Source organism: Streptomyces boninensis (genome assembly GCF_048572725.1).
GTDB classification, from domain to species: domain Bacteria; phylum Actinomycetota; class Actinomycetes; order Streptomycetales; family Streptomycetaceae; genus Streptomyces; species Streptomyces boninensis.
The window spans coordinates 9047023-9066734 of sequence record NZ_CP183837.1 but is presented as its reverse complement, the minus strand read 5'-3'; the positions used below and the strand labels follow the sequence as shown (position 1 = coordinate 9066734).

Genomic DNA, 19712 nt, shown 5'->3' with positions numbered 1-19712 from the left:
GCAAGCGTCATGCAAGAAGTGCATCCGACTTCACAGTTCGCGTGGCCCCAGCTCCGATACGGTGCGGGCGAGGTCGCGGATGGCGTCGGTGACGGCGTTCGTGCGCCAGACCAGCGCCCATCGGGCGGGCGGCGCGTCGTGGACGGGGAGGAAGACGATGTCGGGCCGCACGTAGTAGCGCAGCCCGTGCGCATGCCCGGCGGAGACCGCCTCACCGCTGCTCACGTACGTGATCACCTCGACGTTGCTGGTCACCTCCGGCCCCTTCGCGATGGGCCGCCCGCTGGGCGTGTGGGTGGGGATCAGCGAGTTGCGCCAGTAGTCCGGCATGACGCCCGCCAGCACGGTCTCGTCGGCGAAGACCTCGTACGAGACGGACTCGCGGCCCGCCAGGGCGTGGTCGGGCGAGACGAGGAGCATGACCTGCTCGGTGTAGACGAGCGGGCCGACGGTGAGGTCCGGCTCCTGGACCGGGAGCCAGGCGAGGAGCACGTCGATGGTGCCGTCGCGGAGCTTGTCGAAGGGGTTGTCGTAGCCGACGCTGCGGATCTGCAGCCGGCAGCCGGGGCGGCGCTCGGTGAAGGCGTCGCGGAAAGGGCGCAGGTCCTCGCCGTTGGTGGAGATCATGCCGAGCCGCAGCATCTCCGTCTCCTGGCCCGCGGTCCGCCGCGCCCGCTCCACGCCTTCGAGGAGGCCGCGGTACACGGGCAGCAGGTCGTCGTAGAGCTGCTTGCCGATCGGCGTGAGCGCCACGTGGTGGCTGTTGCGGTCGAAGAGCTTCGCGCCGATGCGGCGCTCCTGTTTCTTGATCGCCTGGCTGACCCTGGCCGCGGTGACGTGCAGTCGCTGGGCGGTGCGGCCGAAGTGCAGCTCTTCGGCCAGGGTCAGGAATATCTCCAGCTCACGTATCTCCACGGTCCCCCCGGTGGCGCGTTTTCGCAGAGGCTACCGCGACCTGCTGAAAACGCCGATCCCGTTGGGCACCGGGCGCTCGAAGGACCCCGGCGGCCGGTTCTTGACCGTGACCGTCGCGGCGCCCGGGTCCCGTACCGCCAGGGTCGAGGAGCCGCCGCCGTCGAGATTCACCGCGTCGGTCGCGCCGAGCTCGCCCATCATGTCGGCCAGCTCCGCGATGGTCAGGCCCGCGCTGGTCTCGGCATTGCCGTCGAGGGCGAGGAGGTACAGGCGGTGGCCCGCGTCGCCGATGCCTGCCGAGGTGCGGGCGGCGGCGGCCACCGTATCCACACCGGGGAGCGGCGCGCCGCCGCGGCGGATCGGGTAGCCGCCGACGGCGAAGGCGTACGGCACCGGGCTGGTCGGCGCCAAGTGGTGCCCGACCGCCGCCGGTTCGCCGACGCCGAGCTTGCGCAGCTGCTGGGCGCCGGCTTCGCGGCCGACCAGCACGGTGGTGCCCGCGGCGATGGGGCCGCGGCCCGGGGTGTCGGAGGTGGCCACGACCCGGCCGCGGCTGATCGTCACCTCGTGGGTGTCGGTGCTGCAGGGGTCGCCGCGGCGGGTGTCGCTGCCGCAGGTGGCCCGTACGCGGGAGGTGGTGCCCCATTTCGCGGTGAAGGCGCCTATGCCGCCCTCGGCCAGGGCGTACTGGTTCAGCCCGGCCAGCGGCAGCGTGCCGTCGCGCGTGATCGCGGCGCCGCGGAGCTTCAGCCGGTCGAGGCGGGCCCTGCGGTCGATGCCGACGCCGATCACGTCCTCGGTGGTGTCGCCGGGCGGCAGGGCGGGGCCGAAACGCTGCGAGTTGGGGACGGCGGCCTTCAGGTGGCGGGCGCCGGCGATCGCGGGGCCGACGGGGGCGCCGGTGGCCTCCACGCCGGGGTGCTGGGACTCGTCGATGTTGAAGAAGTCGCCGTTCACCGCCGCGACCGCGCCGCTGGTGTTCGCCATGCCGGAGACCGGGGAGCGGGCGCCGACCGCGCCCGGGTACAGCAGGTCGGTGCGGACGTGGCGGTCGGACAGGTCGACCGTGACCAGGTGTCCGGTGACGCTGCCGTGCGAGGCGGGAAAGGTGAAGGATCGGTAGTCGACGCCGGGCGCGACGGGTGCGGCCGCGGACAGCCGTACGTCACGGTCGTCGCCGTGCGCCACCGGCGCGACGGTGCCGGCCAGCGCGAGGCTCGCGGCGCAGGCCGCGAGGACGTTGAGTGCGGTGCGCTTTCTCAAGATCCCCCCCCCAGGGTGTGATCAGCCCGCTTCCTGTACGTACTTCATGTAGGTGTCCCAGTCCCAGTTGGGCCCGGGGTCGGTGTGGTCGGTGCCGGGGACCTCCACGTGGCCGATGATGTGCTCACGGTCCTTCGGGATGTTGTACGTGGTGCAGATCGCGGCGGTCAGCAGGGCTGACTGCCGGTACATCGCGTCCGTGAACCAGGCCGGGTCGTCGACCCACCCCTCGTGCTCGATGCCCACGCTGCGCTCGTTGTAGTCGCGGTTGCCGGCGTGCCAGGCGACGTCCTTCTCGTCGACCATCTTCGCGATGTGGCCGTCCTCGGAGCGGACCAGGTAGTGGGACGACACCTGCCGCGACGGGTCCTGGAAGATGGCGATGGTGTCGTCGTAGAACTCCTGCGTGACGTGGATGACGACCAGTTCGACAGGGAATTCCGTGGGCCGGTCCGCGACGCGGTAGTTCTGCGGGGACGCCGGTATGAATTCCGTGGGGGGATACTCCGCGGCGTAGGCGTTGCGGGCGGTGAGCGGGCCGAGGGCGGCTGCTGCCGCGGTCACGGCGGCACCCTGGAGCAGGCGGCGGCGCGACACTCTGGCGAGGTCCATCTGGGGCTCCCGATGCAGGCGGTGGGGCGCTTGCGCGTACATGACAGATCGATGGTGCGAGTCCATGATGAGCGGCCGGTGAATCCCTGCCAAGAGGCATCGGAACATGCCAATGGGCGCACCAAAGGCGGTAGTTGGGGCAAGCTCGTTGGTATGGACCTGGAGCTGCGGCACCTGAAGGCGATACGGGCGATCCACGACGCGGGCAGCCTCACCAAGGCGGCCACCGCCCTCGGCCTCGCCCAGCCCGCGCTGAGCGCGCAGCTCAAGCGCATCGAACGCACCCTGGGCGGGCCGCTCTTCGAGCGCGGCCGGCAGGGCGTGCAGGCCACGGCGCTCGGCGAGCTGGTGCTGCAGCGGGCCCGTATCGTGCTGCCCGCGGTGCACGGACTCCAGCAGGAGGCCGCTCAGTTCGCCCGCAGCGCAGGGGACGGCTGGCGCGCGCTGCGCATCGGCGCCGGCTACGGCGAGCCGCTCGGCGGCCTGGTCGACCGGCTCGCCGCGCTCCGCCCCGGCGTCCGCATCGCCACCCGTACGTCCTGGTCGGAGGAGGATCTCGCCGCCTCGGTCGCCGACGGCCGGCTGGACTTCGCGCTGATCGGCACCTGCGGCTCGGGCACGCCGCCCGCCGCCGACCAGATCAGCTGGCAGCCGGTGGCGGCGGATCCCGTACGGCTGATGGTGGCGGTCGGCGGCCCGCTGGATCACCCCGGACCGCTCGACCTGGCCGCGCTGGACGGCTGGGCCTGGACCGCGGTGCCCGGCGACGGCTGCCTCGCGGACTGCTTCACCGCGGCCTGCGCGCGGGCCGGCGCGGTGGCCGGTTCGCTGTACGAGACGGACGCCGCCTCCTGTGCGCACCTGGCGCGGGTCGGCCGCGCCGTGGGCCTGTGCCGGGCCACCTTCCCCGGCGCGCCGGGCGTGGCCACCCGGGAGTTGAGCGGCAACCCGCTGACCTGGCGGCATCTGCTCGGCCACCGGCCAGGAGGGGCCACCGCGGCGATCGCCCCCGTGGTGCTGGAGCTGGCCGGCGCGGCGTACGCGGAGGCGCTGCGTGCGGTCCGCCCGGACGCGGCAGCGCTGTCCTGAGGGGCCATAACACCGCGCAGAGGGAAAGCTGACATCTCCCGAAGTCCCGGCCTCCGCTTCTACGTTTCCGGTGCTCCACGCAGCAGCGCTTCCCCCATGGCAGCACCGGAACAGAACCGGGAGACCCCCTGATGCTCCTCCGACTCCGCAGCCGACGCAGAGCCTTACCAACGGTCATCGCGGCCGTCACCCTTTCGCTGGCGGGACTGCCGCATACGGCGGCCGCCGCCCCCGACACCGACGCCACCACCTCCTCACCCTCCTCCGAGGTGCTCCGCGCCATGCAGCGCGACCTGGGCCTGACGGCGGGGCAGGCCAAGGCCCGACTGGCCAACGAAGCGCGGGCGGGCGCCGATGCCGGCCGACTTCAGCTGGCCCTGGGCAAGGACTTCGCCGGCGCCTGGGTCAGCGGCGCCGAATCGGCCCGCCTGACGGTCGCCACGACGGACCGCTCCGACGCCGCCGCGATCAAGGCGCGCGGAGCGACGGCCAAGGTCGTCGACCACAGCCTGCGCGCGCTGGAAGCCACCAGGGCGAAGCTCGACAAGGCCGCTACCCGGGCCCGCACCGCCGACGCCCCCGTCTGGTACGTGGACGCCCGCACCAACACCGTCACCGTCGAGGCCGTACGCGCCGCGGCGGCACGCGAGTTCGTACGGGCGGCGAAGGCCGATCCGGCGCAGATACGTGTGGTCCGCACCTCCGAACGCCCGCGCGCGCTCTACGACATCCGCGGCGGCGACGCGTACTACATGAACGGCACCGGCCGCTGCTCGGTCGGCTTCGCGATCACCCGCGGCACCACCAACGGCTTCGCCACCGCCGGGCATTGCGGCCGCCCGGGCACCACGACCACCGGCTACAACCAGGCGGCCCAGGGCAGCTTCCAGGCCTCGGTCTTCCCCGGCCAGGACATGGCCTGGGTGGCCACCAACACCAACTGGCGCTCCACGCCGACCGTGAACGGCTCCAGCCAGCAGGTCGCCGGCTCCACCCAGGCGCCGGTCGGCTCCTCGGTGTGCCGCTCCGGCTCCACCACCGGCTGGCACTGCGGCACCATCCAGCGCCACAACACGTCGGTGACCTACCCGGAGGGCACCATCAACGGCGTGACGCAGACGACCGTCTGCGCCGAGCCGGGCGACTCCGGCGGCTCGTACATCTCGGGCAGCCAGGCGCAGGGCGTGACCTCCGGCGGCTCGGGCAACTGCCGCTCGGGCGGGACGACCTTCTACTTCCCGATCAACCCGATCCTGTCCTCGTACGGGCTGACGCTGACCACCAGCGGCTCGGGCCCGGGTGACCCGGGGCCGGGTGAGCCGGGCACCTGGTCGGCCGGGACGGTCTACAAGACCGGCGACACGGTGACCTACGGCGGTGCCTCGTACCGCTGCCTGCAGGGCCACCAGGCCCAGCCCGGCTGGGAGCCCCCGAACGTCCCGGCGCTCTGGCAGCGCGGCTGACCTTGCGGGAGCAGTAAGGGGCGGCCCTCCGGGTGGGCCGCCCCTTACTTACCTAGATGTTCAGCGTCAGCTGAGCGTCGCCAGCGCGGCGTTCAGGGTCTGCGACGGGCGCATGACCGAGGCGGCCTTGGCGTCGTCCGGCTGGTAGTAGCCGCCGATGTCGGCCGGGGAGCCCTGGACGCCGTTCAGCTCGCCGACGATCGTCGCCTCCTGCTCGGAGAGCGTCTTCGCCAGCGGGGCGAACTCGCCCGCGAGCTCGGCGTCCTTGGTCTGCTTCGCCAGCTCCTGGGCCCAGTACAGGGCGAGGTAGAAGTGGCTGCCGCGGTTGTCGATGCCGCCGACGCGGCGGGTCGGCGACTTGTTCTCGTTCAGGAACGTGGCCGTGGCCGCGTCCAGGGTGTCCGCGAGGACCTGGGCGCGGGCGTTGTCCGTGGTCTGCGCGAGGTGCTCGAAGGACACGGCCAGCGCGAGGAACTCGCCGAGCGAGTCCCAGCGCAGGTAGTTCTCCTTCACGAGCTGCTGCACGTGCTTCGGCGCGGAGCCGCCGGCGCCGGTCTCGAAGAGGCCACCGCCGTTCATCAGCGGCACCACCGACAGCATCTTGGCGCTGGTGCCCAGCTCCAGGATCGGGAAGAGGTCGGTCAGGTAGTCGCGCAGCACGTTGCCGGTGACGGAGATGGTGTTCTCGCCGCGGCGGATCCGCTCCAGGGAGAAGCGGATCGCGTCGACCGGCGCCATGACCTCGATCGTCAGGCCGGTGGTGTCGTGGTCGCGCAGGTACGCCTCGACCTTCTTGATCAGCTCCGCGTCGTGGGCGCGGGTCTGGTCCAGCCAGAACACGGCCGGGTCGCCGGTGGCGCGGGCGCGGGTGACGGCGAGCTTGACCCAGTCGCGGATCGGCGCGTCCTTGGTCTGGCACATGCGGAAGATGTCGCCCTCGGCGACCTGCTGCTCCAGGACGACATTGCCGGAGCCGTCGGTGACCTTGACGGTGCCCGCGGTCGGCGCCTCGAAGGTCTTGTCGTGGCTGCCGTACTCCTCGGCCTTCTGCGCCATCAGGCCGACGTTCGGGACCGAGCCCATGGTGGCCGGGTCGTACGCGCCATTGGCCCGGCAGTCGTCGAGGACGACCTGGTAGATGCCGGCGTACGAGGAGTCGGGCAGGACCGCGAGGGTGTCGTGCTCGCCGCCGTCCGGGCCCCACATGTGGCCGGAGGTGCGGATCATGGCCGGCATGGAGGCGTCGACGATGACGTCGGACGGCACGTGCAGGTTGGTGATGCCGCGGTCGGAGTCGACCATCGCCATCTCCGGGCCCTCGGCGAGCTCGGCGTCGAAGGAGGCCTTGATGGCGGCGCCCTCGGGGAGGGACTCGATGCCCTTGAGGATGCTGGCGAGGCCGTCGTTCGGGTTCAGGCCCGCGGCCTTGAGGGTGGCGCCGTACTCGGCGAAGGTCTTCGGGAAGAAGGCGCGGACGGCGTGGCCGAAGATGATCGGGTCGGAGACCTTCATCATCGTGGCCTTGAGGTGCAGCGAGAACAGCACGCCGTCGGCCTTGGCCTGGGCGACCTGCGCGGCGAGGAACTCGCGCAGCTGCGCCACGCGCATCACGGAGGCGTCGACGACCTCGCCGGCGAGGACCGGGACGGACTCGCGGAGGACGGTGGTGGAGCCGTCGTCACCGACGAGCTCGATCTTCAGCGCGCCGTCGGCCGGGATGACGGCGGACTTCTCGGTCGAGCGGAAGTCGTTCTCGCCCATGGTGGCGACGTTGGTCTTCGACTCCGGGGTCCAGGCGCCCATGCGGTGCGGGTGGGCCTTGGCGTAGTTCTTCACGGAGGCGGGGGCGCGGCGGTCGGAGTTGCCCTCGCGGAGGACCGGGTTGACCGCGGAGCCCTTGACCTTGTCGTAGCGCTTGCCGATCTCGCGCTCTTCGTCGGTCTTCGGCTCGTCCGGGTAGTCCGGCAGCGCGTAGCCGTGCTCGCGCAGCTCGGCGATCGCGGCCTTGAGCTGGGAGACGGAGGCCGAGATGTTCGGCAGCTTGATGATGTTCGCGCCCGGGGTCTTGGCCAGCTCGCCGAGCTCGGCGAGGGCGTCCGGGATGCGCTGGTCCTCCGAGAGGTACTCGGGGAACTGCGAGATGATCCGGCCCGCGAGGGAGATGTCGCGGGTCTCCACACTCACCCCTGCGGTGGAGGCGTAGGCCTCGATGACCGGCAGGAACGACTTCGTCGCCAGGGCCGGCGCCTCGTCGGTGTGCGTGTAGATGATGGTCGAGTCTGTCACCGGGTGCTCCGCTCCGCGTCTGCCTTCTGCAACATTTCTCGACATCAAGATATCCCAAGGGTGGGTCATACCGGAAACCCCTCCCACCCACCCGCTTAACTCGCTCCGTCCCAGCGGTAGCGCAGTTCTGGTCTGCCGACCTGGCCGTATGTGGGGGTACGGGCCGCGCGGCCGGTGTCGGCGAGGTGCTCGAGGTAGCGGCGGGCGGTGATGCGGGAGGTGCCGGTGGCTTCGCCTGCGGCGGTGGCGGTGATGCCTTCGGCGCCGGCGGCCCGCAGGGCTTCGGTTACGGCGGCGAGGGTGGGGGCCGCGAGGCCCTTGGGCAGGGCGGCGGGTGCGGGGGCGCGTAGGGCAGCGATGGCGCGGTCGACCTCGTCCTGGCCGATGGCTTCGCCGCCGGCGGCCGCGGCGCGGAAGTCCGCGTAGCGGAGGAGGCGGTCGCGGAGGGTGGGGAAGGCGAAGGGCTTCAGCACGTACTGGACGACGCCGAGGGAGACCCCCTCGCGGACGACCTGGAGGTCGCGGGCTGAGGTGACGGCGATCACGTCGGTGCGGTGGCCTGCGGCGCGGAGCTGGCGGAGGAGGGCCAGGCCGTGGCCGTCGGGGAGGTAGAGGTCGAGGAGGATGAGGTCGACGGCGGTGTCGTCGAGGCGGCGCTTCGCTTCCGCGAGGGAGTGAGCGATGGCTGTCGCCGTGAAGCCGTCGACGCGGTCGACGTAGAGCTTGTGGGCGTCTGCGGCTACGGGGTCGTCTTCGACGACTAGGACGCGGATGTCTGTCATCGGGCGCCCCGGACGGTCTCGGTGCCGGTTTCGGTGGCGTCCGCCGGTCCGGCCGTGCCCACCCGTGCCGCCCCGCGGCCCGCCTGCCCACGGCCTTGCGAAGCTTGCAACGGGAGTCGCACCGTGAACTTCGCCCCTCCCGACTCCGCCCGGTCCACCCTGGCCTCCCCGCCGTGCCTCCGCGCCACCTGTCGTACGAGGGCCAAGCCCAGCCCGCGGCCGCCCGGCCCCGCCGGCTTCGTCGTCCAGCCGCGTTCGAAGACGTCGTCCGCTGCCGCGGGGGCTATCCCGGGGCCGTTGTCCGCCACCGACACCCGCAGCTCGCCGTCAGTCGCGCGCAGCGCCACCGTCACTCGCGGCACGGCATCCGACACCGCCCTCGCCGCGTCTATCGCGTTGTCGATCAGGTTGCCCAGCACCGTCACCAAGTCCCTCGCGGGCAGCGATCGCGGGAGCACGTCGTCCTCGATCCGGCTGTCGGGGGCGAGCGACAGCTCCACGCCCTGTTCGTTCGCCTGGGCCGCCTTGCCCAGCAGCAGGGCTGCCAGGACCGGCTCCGCCACCGCCGCCGTGACCTGGTCGGTCAGGGCCTGGGCCAGTTCCAGCTCGGCCGTGGCGAACTCGACCGCCTCGTCCGCGCGGCCCAGCTCGATCAGCGAGACCACCGTGTGCAGGCGGTTCGCCGACTCGTGTGCCTGGGCGCGCAGCGCGTCCGCGAAGCCGCGTACGGAATCCAGCTCGCCCGTGAGCGCCTGCAGCTCGGTCACGTCGCGGAGCGTCACCACCGTGCCGCGCCGCTCGCCGCCCGTGACCGGCGAGGTGTTCACCACGATCACCCGGTCCCGGGTGAGGTGCAGGTCGTCCGTGCGCGGAGCGTCCGACAGCAGCGCCTCCGTGAGCGGGTCCGTCAGGCCGAGGTCGGCGACAGACCTGCCGCGCGCCGTGCCGGCCACCCCCAGCAGCTCGTGCGCCGCGTCGTTCATCAGCACCACCCGGTGGTCGGCGTCCACCAGCAGCAGCCCCTCGCGCACGGCGTGCAGCGTCGCCTGGTGGTAGTCGTGGAGCCGGCTCAGCTCCGCGGCGTTCATGCCATGCGTGTGCCGCCGCAGCCGGGCGTTGATCAGGTACGTGCCCGCGCCGCCCAGCGCCAGCGCGCCGAGCGCCACCCACAGCACGCGCAGCACGTTCTCGCGTACCTCCGCGCTGATCTGGTCGACCTTGATCCCCGCGCTCACCAGCCCGACGATCCGGCCGTCCGCGGCCCGTACCGGCGTCACCGCCCGCACCGAGCGGCCGAGGGTGCCCGTATACGTCTCGTGGAAGGTGCCGCCGCGCAGCGCCCTGGCGGTGTGGCCGCGGAAGTCCTTGCCGATCTTGTCGGGGTCGGGGTGGGTGAAGCGGGTGCCGTCCGGGGCCATGATCGTGACGAAGGCCACCCGGGTGCCGTACATCGCGTCGTCCGCGTATGGCTGCAGCACGGCGGTCGGGTCGTCGGCGTTGGTGATCGCCGGCGCGACCCCCGGGGCGGCGGCCACCGCGCGGGCGGTGTTCTCGACCTGGCGGATCGCGGCGCGCTCGGCGTCGCTGCTCGCCATGAAGTACGTGAAGACGGCCGAGCCGGCGACCACGAGCGCCACCAGCACGACCTGCATCGCGAAGAGCTGGCCGGCGAGGCTGCGGGGACGGGGGACGCGCATGCTCCCGTTTTACCTCACACGGCCGTCAGGCCCTCCCCCGCGAAGATCGCCTTTGCCGCCGCGACCTGCTCCGGGGTGGGCGTCGGGGTGTCGTGCAGGGCGTACGGCATGCCCAGCCCGTCCCACTTCGCCTCGCCGAGCTTGTGGAAGGGCAGCACGTCGACCCGCGAGACATTGCCGAGGGAGCCGGTGAAGGCGGCGAGCCGCTCGATGTTCGCCGGGTCGTCGGTGAGGCCGGGCACGAGCACGAAGCGCACCCACACCTCCTTGCCGAGGTCGGCCAGGCGGCGGGCGAAGTCGAGCGTGGGCTCCAGTTCACGCCCTGTGACCTTGCGGTACGTGGGCCGGTTCCAGGACTTGATGTCGAGCAGTACGAGGTCGACGTCGCGCAGCAGCGCGTCCGTGGCGCGGGCGCCCAGGTAGCCGGAGGTGTCCAGGGCCGTGTGATAGCCGAGCTCGTGCTTGAAGCGGTGGAAGAGCTCGCCCGCGAAGACCGGCTGCAGCAGCGGCTCGCCGCCGCTGATGGTGGCGCCGCCGCCCGCGGCCCTGATGAAGGTCGCGTACTTGGCGGCCTCGCCGACGATCTCGTCCGCGGTGACCCGGCGCCCGTTGCGCATCCGCATGGTGTCCGGGTTCTGGCAGTACAGGCACTGCAGCGGGCAGCCGGACAGGAAGGTCACGAAGCGGCTGCCGGGGCCGTCGACCCCGGTGGACAGGTCCCAGGAGTGCACGGTCCCGGTGACCGGGCGGCTCTCACGGTGGAGAGCCGCCCCGGCCGCGGTGACCGCGCCGCCGGCGTACGCCATCACAGCGCCCCGTGGAAGGTCCGGTTGATCACGTCGAGCTGCTGCTCGCGGGTCAGCCGGACGAAGTTCACCGCGTAGCCGGAGACCCGGATGGTGAGCTGCGGGTAGTTCTCCGGGTGTGCCATGGCGTCCTCGAGGGTCGCCTTGTTGAGGACGTTGACGTTCATGTGGAATCCGCCGCTGCGCATGTAGCCGTCCAGCACGCCGGAGAGGTTGCGGATCCGGTCCGCCGGCGTGCGCCCGAGCGCGTCCGGCGTCACCGTGTTCGTCAGCGAGATGCCGTCCTCCGCGTCGTCGTACGGCAGCTTCGCCACCGACAGCGCGGAGGCGATGTAGCCGTGCTGGTCGCGGCCGTTCATCGGGTTGGCGCCCGGGGCGAACGGCTCGCCGGCACGGCGGCCGTCCGGAGTGTTGCCGGTCTTCTTGCCGTAGACGACATTCGAGGTGATCGTCAGGATCGACTGGGTGTGCACCGCGTCGCGGTACGTCGGGTACTTGCGCAGCTTCTCCATGAAGTCGTGCACGATCTGCACGGCCAGCTGGTCGGCGCGCTCGTCGTTGTTGCCGTACGCCGGATAGTCGCCCTCGATCTCGAAGTCGACCGCGAGGCCGGTCTCGTCGCGTACCGGACGCACCTTCGCGTACTTGATCGCCGAGAGGGAGTCGGCGGCCACGGACAGGCCCGCCGCGCCGAAGGCCATGGTGCGCAGCGGCGCGTAGTCGTGCAGCGCCATTTCGATGCGCTCGTAGGAGTACTTGTCGTGCATGTAGTGGATGACGTTCATGGAGTGCACGTATGTCTTGGCCAGCCAGTCCAGCAGCTGGTCGTACCGTGCGGCCACGGTCTCGTAGTCGAGCACCTCGTCGGTGATCGGCGCAAAGCCCTCGGCGACGACCTCGCCGGTCTTCTCGTCGCGGCCGCCGTTGATGGCGTACAGCAGCGCCTTGGCGACGTTGACGCGGGCGCCGAAGAACTGCATCTGCTTGCCGGTCGCCGACGGGGAGACGCAGCACGCGATGGCGGTGTCGTCGCCGTACTTGGGCCGCATCAGCTCGTCCGACTCGAACTGCAGCGCCGAGGTGTCGATCGCCACCTTCGCGGCGAAGTCCTTGAAGCCCTGGGGCAACCGCTCCGACCAGAAGACCGTCAGGTTCGGCTCCGGGGCCGGGCCGAGGTTGTAGAGGGTCTGCAGGAAGCGGAAGGAGGAGCGGGTGACCAGCGGGCGGCCGTCCTCGCCGATGCCGCCGATGGACTCGGTCACCCAGGTCGGGTCGCCGGAGAAGCCCTGGTTGAAGTCGTGGGTGCGCAGGAAGCGGACGATGCGCAGCTTGATCACGAAGTCGTCGATCAGCTCCTGTGCCTGCTCCTCGGTCAGCAGGCCGTCCTTGATGTCCCGCTGCAGGTAGATGTCGAGGAAGGTGGAGGTGCGGCCCAGCGACATCGCGGCGCCGTTCTGCTCCTTCACGGCGGCGAGGTAGGCGAAGTACGTCCACTGGATCGCCTCGCGGCCGGTGGTGGCGGGCCCTGAGATGTCGTAGCCGTACGCGGCCGCCATCGTCCTCAGCTCGCGCAGCGCCTTGATCTGCTCGGCGAGCTCCTCGCGGTCGCGGATGTTGGCGTCGGTCGGCCAGTGCTCGCCGACGGCCGCCCGCTCCGCCTCCTTGGCCGCGATCAGCCGGTCGACGCCGTAAAGAGCGACGCGCCGGTAGTCGCCGATGATGCGGCCGCGGCCGTACGCGTCGGGCAGGCCGGTGATGACGCCGGAGGTGCGGCAGGCGCGGATCTCGGGGGTGTACGCGTCGAAGGTGCCGTCGTTGTGGGTCTTGCGGAGCTTGGTGTAGATCTCCTTGATCTGCGGGTCGGGCTCGTAGCCGTAGTCGCGCAGGGAGGATTCGACCATCCGCCAGCCGCCGTTGGGCATGATGGCGCGCTTCAGCGGCGCGTCGGTCTGCAGGCCGACGATGAGGTCGAGGTCCTCGTCGATGTAGCCGGGGCCGAAGGCGTCGATGCGGGACGGGGTGTGCACGTCCACGTCGTGGATGCCGCGCTCGTTCTCCACCGGGAACATCGCCATCAGCCGCTGCCAGACGGCCTGCGTGCGGATGGTGGGCCCGGCGAGGAAGGTGTCGTCGCCCTCGTACGGGGTGTAGTTCTGCTGGATGAAGTCGCGGACGTCGACCGCGTCGCGCCAGAGGCCGCCCTTGAAGCCGTCCCAGGCGCCGGTGGTCTGCCGCTCAACGGGGGTGGTGGTCATGTCGGTCACGCTTCCTTCTCGGTGCCGTAGTAGGCCTGCTTTATGAGGGCTTCGATGTCGCCGAGCATCGGCATCCGCGGGTTGGCGGGGGCGCACTGGTCGGCGTAGGCGTTGCGGATCTGCTGCGGGAGGGCGGCGAGGAACTCCTGCTCGTCGACGCCGGCTTCGGCGAATGAGGCGGGGATGCCGCACTTGGCGCGCAGCTCCTCGACGGCCTTCGCGTACGACTCCACGCCTTCCGCGGGCGTCTCGGCGGGCAGGCCGAGGGTCTGGGCGATCTGCTGCAGCCGCTCGGCGGCCTGGTAGGTCTCGGCCTTCGGCCACGGGGTGGCCTTGCCGGTGACGGTGCCGTTGTGGCGGATCACGTGCGGGAGGAGGAGCGCGTTCGTACGGCCGTGGGCGACCTTGAAGGTGTTGCCCAGGGTGTGCGCCATGGCGTGGACGAGGCCGAGGAAGGAGTTGGCGAAGGCCATGCCGGCGACGGTCGAGGCGTTGTGCATCTTTTCGCGCGCCTCAGGGTCGTTGGCACCGTCGGTGACGCAGCGCTCCAGGTTGCCGAAGATCAGCTTGATGGCCTGGAGGCAGAGGCCGTCCGTGTAGTCGCTGGCGTAGACCGAGAGATACGCCTCCGTGGCGTGGGTCAGCGCGTCGAAGCCGGAGTCGGCGGTGACGTGCGGCGGCAGCGTCCTGGTGAGCACCGGGTCGACGATGGCGACGTCCGGGGTGAGCGCGTAGTCGGCGAGGGGGTACTTCTGGGCGGCCGCCGGGTCGGAGATCACCGCGAAGGGCGTGACCTCGGAGCCGGTGCCGCTCGTCGTGGGGATCGCGACGAGCTGCGCCTTCTCCCCCAGCTTCGGGAAGGTGTACGTCCGCTTGCGGATGTCGAAGAACTTCTCCTTCGTGTCCGCGAACGCCACCTCCGGGTGCTCGTACAGCAGCCACATCACCTTCGCGGCGTCCAGCGGCGACCCGCCGCCGAGCGCGATGATCGTGTCCGGCTGGAAGTCCCGCATCCGGGCGGCGCCGGCCTCGACGGTGGCGAGCTCCGGGTTGGGCTCGATGTCGTCGATGACCTGGAGGCTGACGGGCTGCTCGCGGTGGCCGAGGATCTCGGTGACCTTACGGAGCACGCCGAGCTCGCCCATCGTCCTGTCGGTGACGACGGTGACCTTCCGCATGCCGTCCATCTCGCCGAGGTAGCGGATCGAGTTGCGCTCGAAGTAGATCTTCGGCGGGACCTTGAACCACTGCATGTTGGTGTTGCGGCGGCCGACCCGCTTGATGTTGAGCAGGTTCACCGCGGAGACGTTGTTCGAGACGGAGTTGCGCCCGTACGAGCCGCAGCCCAGGGTCAGCGAGGGCAGGAAAGCGTTGTAGACGTCGCCGATGCCGCCGAAGGTGCTCGGCGCGTTGGCGATGACGCGGATCGCCTTGACCCGCTTTCCGAACTCCTCGGCGAGCTCCTCGTCCTCGGTGTGGATGGCGGCGGAGTGGCCGAGCCCGTCGAACTCCACCATCTGCTCGGCGAGCTTCATGCCGTGCTCGGTGTCGGCGGCCTCCAGCACGGCCAGCACCGGGGAGAGCTTCTCGCGGGTCAGCGGCTCGGCAGGGCCGACCGAGTCGACCTGGGCGGCGAGCACGAGGGTGTCGCCGGGGACGGTGAAGCCGGCCTGCTCGGCGATCCAGGGGGCGGGCCTGCCGACGACGGCGGCGTTCAGCTTGCCGCCGGGGAAGACGTACTCCTCCAGGAGCACCTTCTCCTCGACCGTCACGAAGTACGTCTGCAGCCGGCGCATCTCGGCGATGCCGCGGTCGTAGACCTCGGTGTCGAGGATGACCGCCTGCTCGGAGGCGCAGATCATGCCGTGGTCGAAGGCCTTGGAGAGCACCACGTCGTGGATGGCGCGCTCCAGCTTGGCGGTCTTGGTGATGTACGCGGGTACGTTCCCCGCGCCGACGCCGAGGGCGGGCTTGCCGCAGGAGTAGGCGGCCTTGACCATCGCGTTGCCGCCGGTGGCGAGGATGACGGCGACGCCGTCGTGGTTCATCAGCGCGCCGGTCGCCTCGACCGAGGGCTGCTCGATCCACTGCACGCAGTGCGCGGGGGCGCCGGCGTCGATGGCGGCGTCGCGGACGATGCGGGCGGCTTCGGCGCTGGCGCGCTGGGCGGAGGGGTGGAAGGCGAAGACGATCGGGTTGCGGGTCTTCAGGGCGATGAGCGCCTTGAAGACGGTCGTCGAGGTGGGGTTGGTGACCGGGGTCAGGGCGGCGACGACGCCGACCGGCTCGGCGATCTCCGTAATGCCGTTCAGCTCGTCGCGGCCGATGACGCCGACGGTCTTCAGGCCGCGGAGCGAGTTGGAGACGTGCTCGCAGGCGAAGAGGTTCTTCACGGCCTTGTCCTCGAAGAGGCCGCGGCCGGTCTCCTCGACGGCCAGCTCGGCGAGGTCGCCGTGGGCGCTGAGGGCGGCGAGCGAGGCCTGGCCGACTATTCGGTCGACGGCCTCCTGGCTGAGCGAGTCGAAGTCCCGCAGGGCCTTTCCGGCCGCCTCGACGAGGGCATCTACGTGAGTTTCCGCTGCCGTGACCACGGGGCCACCTCCAGAGTTCGTGAAAACTTTCACAAGCTCATCGTAGCAGGTAATTCGGACATATCCATGGCGAGGTGGGGATTGCGCCTCAGATCGGCAGGTACAGGGAGGTTCTCCACCCTCTGATTACAGGTGCTTACTGAGCGGCAGCGGGGGCCGTAAGGCCCGCCACGTACCCCAGCAGGCCCCACACCACCGCCGCGACCAGCAGCCACACCACCGCGACCACCGGCAGGGCGCCGCCGAAGAAGCCGATCGCCAGCGCCAGCGCCAGCGGCGGCAGCAGGTGGCCGACGAGGCCGCTCCAGCGGACGGGCGTCTGCGACAGGTGCCGCGACGCGATTGCCGCGACCGCGGCGATGACGACGTAGGTGGCGAAGCTCGCGGCCAGCACCCAGCGGATGTTGTCCGGCAGCTCGCCGTGGCGGTGCTCCATTGACGCGCCGAGGCCGGCGGCGAGGGCGGTCAGGGCGCCGTTGGTGATGCAGTGCAGGAGCAGCACGAGACGCGGCTCGACGGCGGACTCGCGCAGGTTGGGCACGCCGCCGTAGCCGCGCACGAGGGACAGCTGCCAGATCGATACGAGGAGCAGGAAGCCGCCGAGCGCGAGCGCCCGCAGCGTGTGGTCCCAGCCGGCGCCGGAGCCGACGGCGACGAGCTGGGCGACGCTCTCGCCGAGCACGATGATGGTGAACAGCCCGAGCCGCTCGCCCAGATGGACCGGGTCGAGGTGGGCGACCTGGAAGTTCATCCGTCCGTCGTCCACCACACCGCGCTTCTCGGCGCGCTGCTGCGCCAGCTCGCGGCGGGCGTCGACATTCTCCTGGAAGCGGCGGGCGGAGAAGCTGAGCGTGGCCCACAGATCGATGGCCAGGCCGGCGGCCCAGAGCCAGTAGCGCGCCTGCCCGTCCACCCAGATGGACACGATCCAGGGCGTGACGCCCGCGGTGAACTGCGCGACGGGCCAGTCCATGACCACCTCGCGCCGGCCGCGCCAGGTCCGGCTCGCGACGGTGCGCAGCACCACGTACGTGACCGCGAAAACCTGCAGATGCTCGCCCTCGTGCACCCCCGCCACGGACGCGGCCAGCACGGCCATGCCGAGCATCCCGATCAGCATGGTGCGGGTGTGCGCCTTGTCGCCGGCGACGTTGCCGTAAACCGTGAAGCACATCCAGATCGTCCAGAAGGCGAGGTACAGCAGGACGAACAGCCCGAAGTCGGCGAACGACGGCTCGCCGTGCAGCAGGTGCGCCAGCTGCGCCGTGCCCGCCACGACGATCAGGTCGAAGAAGAGTTCCAGCCAGGAGGCGTGGCGCTCCTCGGCGGTGGTCTGCTGGGGCCGCTCCCCGCTCTGCACATCCGACACATAGGCACCATAAGGGACGTCCGAATCGGGACATTCCCGAGCCACGCTGCTGGTTCTACGTTGCCCCCAAGTGACCCAGGGGGTGGAGTCCATGGCGCAGACCCACGAGTGGATGTTCTACGAGGTCATGTGGCGGACCTGGGCGGGGCGGCACCCGTATCCCGTGCCCTGGTGGCTGCAGCAGGCCTTCCGGCGCTGGAGCGACGACTTCGACGGCGGGCTCTTCGAGTCCAAGGAGGCGGCGCTCGCCTCCAACGCCCTGTACCGCTACTGGCACATGACCGGCGTGAAGGACCACCGCCAGGAGGCGCTCATCGGCCAGGCGGGCGAGGTGGAGCCGGTCTACGACACGTACGCCCTGGTGCACTTCCTCTACGAGCCGGGGACCGGGCTGCTGCAGCTGCCGCAGCTCGGCGGCGAGGTGACCCAGGAGATGGCGGACGGGGATCTGCCGGTGGTGGTGACCACCTATCGGTCGCCGTCCGGTGTGGAGGTCGTACGGCGCACGCTCGGCACCACTGTCGGCGAGCGGCAGCGGGCGCTGGTGCTCGACCGGCTCGCGGTGCGCTCGGCTGACGGCGAGGCGCACGAGGGGTGGCTGTGCGCCGGGGTGGTGCCCGCGGGGCCGAGCGGCTTCCAGCGGCACGACCGCGCCGGGAACACGGTCGCCGACCGGCGGCTGACCTTCCTTCGCTGGCTGCCGGAGGAGCAGCGGGTGGAGGCGAATACGGGCATGGGCCCGTGCTTCGACACCGCGCCCGAGTACGCCGGGGTGTACGGCAACCCGGACGGCAGCTTCGACCCGGATACGTACCTGGTCCGCAATCCTTTCCACGACCTGGCGAACGGCGGCAAGCTGAACGCCGTCCAGGGCGCCACCGACCACATCGCCGGGCTGTGCTCGGCGGTCTTCGCCTGGCCGTACCAGATCGACCGGCGGGACCGGAGTGCCTTCACCCTGGACATGCGGCTGCCGGTCGACGACTTCCGCGGGCCGGGCGATCTGGCCGAGCTCCGTTCCGTGCCGGCCGATGACCTGGAGGCGGCCAACCGGGCCTTCTGGGAGGGCAAGCTGCGGCGGGACGGCACGGCCTTCTCGCTGCCGGCGCCGGTGGCGCATCTGCCGGAGCTGTTCCGGCGCAGCCGCGCCCAGTTGCTGATCCTGTCCGACGGCGGGCAGATCCATCCGGGGCCGACGGTGTACGACTCGTTCTGGATCCGCGACTCGTCCGTGGAGGCCACCGCCTGCGCGCTGGCCGGGGACACAGGGCTGGCCGAGCGGCAGCTGGGCACGCATCACCGGGACGCCTTCAACCTGGGGCGCGGGCGGATCGGGCCGTGTGCGGAGTACGGCTTCTTCGGGCGGGAGCACGAGCGCAACGACCGGGAGTGGGACGCCAACGGCGAGGCGCTCTGGGCCATCGGCCGCTTCGACCGCATCAGCGGTCCGGGGGCGGCGTTCGGCATGCGGCTGTTCACCCCGTACGTCCTGGACGGCGGCCGCTGGCTGCGCGACAACCGGGACGGGAACGGCCTGCTGCACAGCGGCTGGAGCGCGGAACACCTCGGCGAGGCCGACAAGCCACACTACTGGGACGACCTGTGGGGCCTGGCCGGGCTGTACGAGGCGGCGCGGCTGGCGGAGCGGATCGGGGCGGGCCAGGAGGCGGCGGAGCTGTGGGCGGCCTTCGACGACCTGAAGCGGGCGACGGCGGCGTCGATCCGGTGGGTGCTGGGCGAGCAGCGGCGGGGCGGCGAGTGGCAGACGTACATCCCGACCGGGCCCGCGGATGTGGGACGGTTGGACTCGACGATGATCGGCGCGATCGCGTACTTCCACCCGACGCGGCTGTACATGGGCGCGAAGCTGGGCGCGGACCTGGACCTGGCCTTCCGGCACACCCTCGACACGATCTGGGCGCACTTCGTCACCGGCGGCTTCCGGCACGACGCCGCGTGGAACGCCTACGCGCCGTACCTGGGGCAGCAGTTGGCGCACGCGCTGCTGCTCGCCGGGGAGGTGGAGAAGGCGGACCGGCTGCTGGCGTGGACGGTCGCAGAGGGCAGCGCGACCGTCAGCCGCGGTGACGGCGCGGCCGAGCGGTGGCAGGCGACGCTCGGCGCCTGGAACGAGCAGCATGCGTATCCGATCGCCTCGGACTTCCGCGAAGTGCCGGGCCGACCCTGGTACATGGGCGACATGCCGCACGGCTGGGCGGCCGCGGAAAGTCTGCTGCTGCTGCGCGACATTCTCTTCTTCGAGGCGGACGAGGACGCGGACCCGCACCTGTACGTGGCCCCGGGCGTGCGCCCGCACTGGGTTCCGGACGGCACCGCGGTCACCCTCTCCCCCGCGCCGACCGTCTTCGGCTCGCCCTTCCGGTACGAGCTGGCGCACGACGCGGCGGCGCGGCGGGTGACGATCGGGATCGCGGAGGCGCCGGCGCGCGTCCGCTTCGTGTACCCATGCCGGTTCGGCCCGGTACGGGCGGCGTGGGCGGACGGGGAGCCGCTGGCGCTGACCGGCGATGACGTGCAGGCGCCCGCGGGCACGGTGCGGCTGGAGGTGGAGTACGCGTAGGCG

The 19712-nt window shown here is 71.3% G+C and carries 13 protein-coding genes; 3 read left to right on the top strand and 10 right to left on the bottom strand.

Translation table 11 applies throughout. The features are described 5' to 3' along the window. Nucleotides 1-30: 30 nt before the first annotated feature. The 3 genes from ACNNMR_RS40800 to ACNNMR_RS40790 are packed head-to-tail and all read right to left on the bottom strand — an operon-like array spanning nucleotide 31 to nucleotide 2790. On the bottom strand, nucleotides 31-915 hold the full coding sequence (locus ACNNMR_RS40800) for a LysR family transcriptional regulator (protein WP_419999785.1): 885 nt from the start codon (nucleotides 913-915) through the stop codon (nucleotides 31-33). A gap of 30 nt (nucleotides 916-945) precedes the next feature. Further along, entirely contained in the window at nucleotides 946-2178 is a 1233-nt protein-coding gene (locus ACNNMR_RS40795; protein ID WP_419999784.1) for a phosphodiester glycosidase family protein, read from the bottom strand. Between the two features lie 21 nt (nucleotides 2179-2199). Continuing rightward, the gene (locus ACNNMR_RS40790) at nucleotides 2200-2790 is read right to left on the bottom strand and encodes an N-acetylmuramoyl-L-alanine amidase (protein WP_419999783.1); all 591 of its coding nucleotides are present in this window, start codon (nucleotides 2788-2790) and stop codon (nucleotides 2200-2202) included. Between the two features lie 153 nt (nucleotides 2791-2943). On the opposite strand from ACNNMR_RS40790, the gene ACNNMR_RS40785 reads away from it, so the two are divergent. Continuing rightward, nucleotides 2944-3879, top strand: a complete 936-nt coding sequence (locus ACNNMR_RS40785; protein ID WP_419999782.1) for a LysR family transcriptional regulator — start codon at nucleotides 2944-2946, stop codon at nucleotides 3877-3879. A gap of 131 nt (nucleotides 3880-4010) precedes the next feature. Beyond that, entirely contained in the window at nucleotides 4011-5342 is a 1332-nt protein-coding gene (locus ACNNMR_RS40780; RefSeq protein WP_419999781.1) for a carbohydrate-binding protein, read from the top strand. 66 nt (nucleotides 5343-5408) lie between these two features. On the opposite strand, the gene ACNNMR_RS40775 is transcribed toward ACNNMR_RS40780, so the two are convergent. From ACNNMR_RS40775 to ACNNMR_RS40745, 7 genes are all read right to left on the bottom strand, one after another. Further along, nucleotides 5409-7628, bottom strand: coding sequence for an NADP-dependent isocitrate dehydrogenase (locus ACNNMR_RS40775; RefSeq protein ID WP_419999780.1), 2220 nt, complete (start codon nucleotides 7626-7628; stop codon nucleotides 5409-5411). Between the two features lie 95 nt (nucleotides 7629-7723). After that, the gene (locus ACNNMR_RS40770) at nucleotides 7724-8410 is read right to left on the bottom strand and encodes a response regulator (RefSeq protein WP_419999779.1); all 687 of its coding nucleotides are present in this window, start codon (nucleotides 8408-8410) and stop codon (nucleotides 7724-7726) included. Continuing rightward, complete coding sequence (locus ACNNMR_RS40765) at nucleotides 8407-10107, bottom strand: ATP-binding protein (RefSeq protein ID WP_419999778.1); 1701 nt, start codon at nucleotides 10105-10107, stop codon at nucleotides 8407-8409. Before ACNNMR_RS40765 ends, ACNNMR_RS40770 begins: the two co-directional genes overlap by 4 nt. A gap of 14 nt (nucleotides 10108-10121) precedes the next feature. Continuing rightward, entirely contained in the window at nucleotides 10122-10913 is a 792-nt protein-coding gene (gene pflA / locus ACNNMR_RS40760; RefSeq protein ID WP_419999777.1) for a pyruvate formate-lyase-activating protein, read from the bottom strand. Further along, a complete protein-coding gene (gene pflB / locus ACNNMR_RS40755) occupies nucleotides 10913-13168 on the bottom strand; it encodes a formate C-acetyltransferase (RefSeq protein ID WP_420000646.1) in 2256 nt (751 codons plus the stop codon). The genes pflA and pflB overlap by 1 nt, the downstream gene beginning before the upstream one ends. A 5-nt stretch (nucleotides 13169-13173) precedes the next feature. Beyond that, a complete protein-coding gene (adhE, locus tag ACNNMR_RS40750; protein ID WP_419999776.1) occupies nucleotides 13174-15759 on the bottom strand; it encodes a bifunctional acetaldehyde-CoA/alcohol dehydrogenase in 2586 nt (861 codons plus the stop codon). 136 nt (nucleotides 15760-15895) lie between these two features. Continuing rightward, nucleotides 15896-17128 (bottom strand): low temperature requirement protein A, encoded by a 1233-nt coding sequence (locus ACNNMR_RS40745; protein ID WP_419999775.1) that lies wholly within the window; start codon nucleotides 17126-17128, stop codon nucleotides 15896-15898. Between the two features lie 70 nt (nucleotides 17129-17198). Here ACNNMR_RS40745 and ACNNMR_RS40740 point away from each other — a divergent pair, with 70 nt between their 5' ends. Continuing rightward, nucleotides 17199-19709, top strand: a complete 2511-nt coding sequence (locus tag ACNNMR_RS40740) for a hypothetical protein (protein WP_419999774.1) — start codon at nucleotides 17199-17201, stop codon at nucleotides 19707-19709. Nucleotides 19710-19712 lie beyond the last annotated feature (3 nt).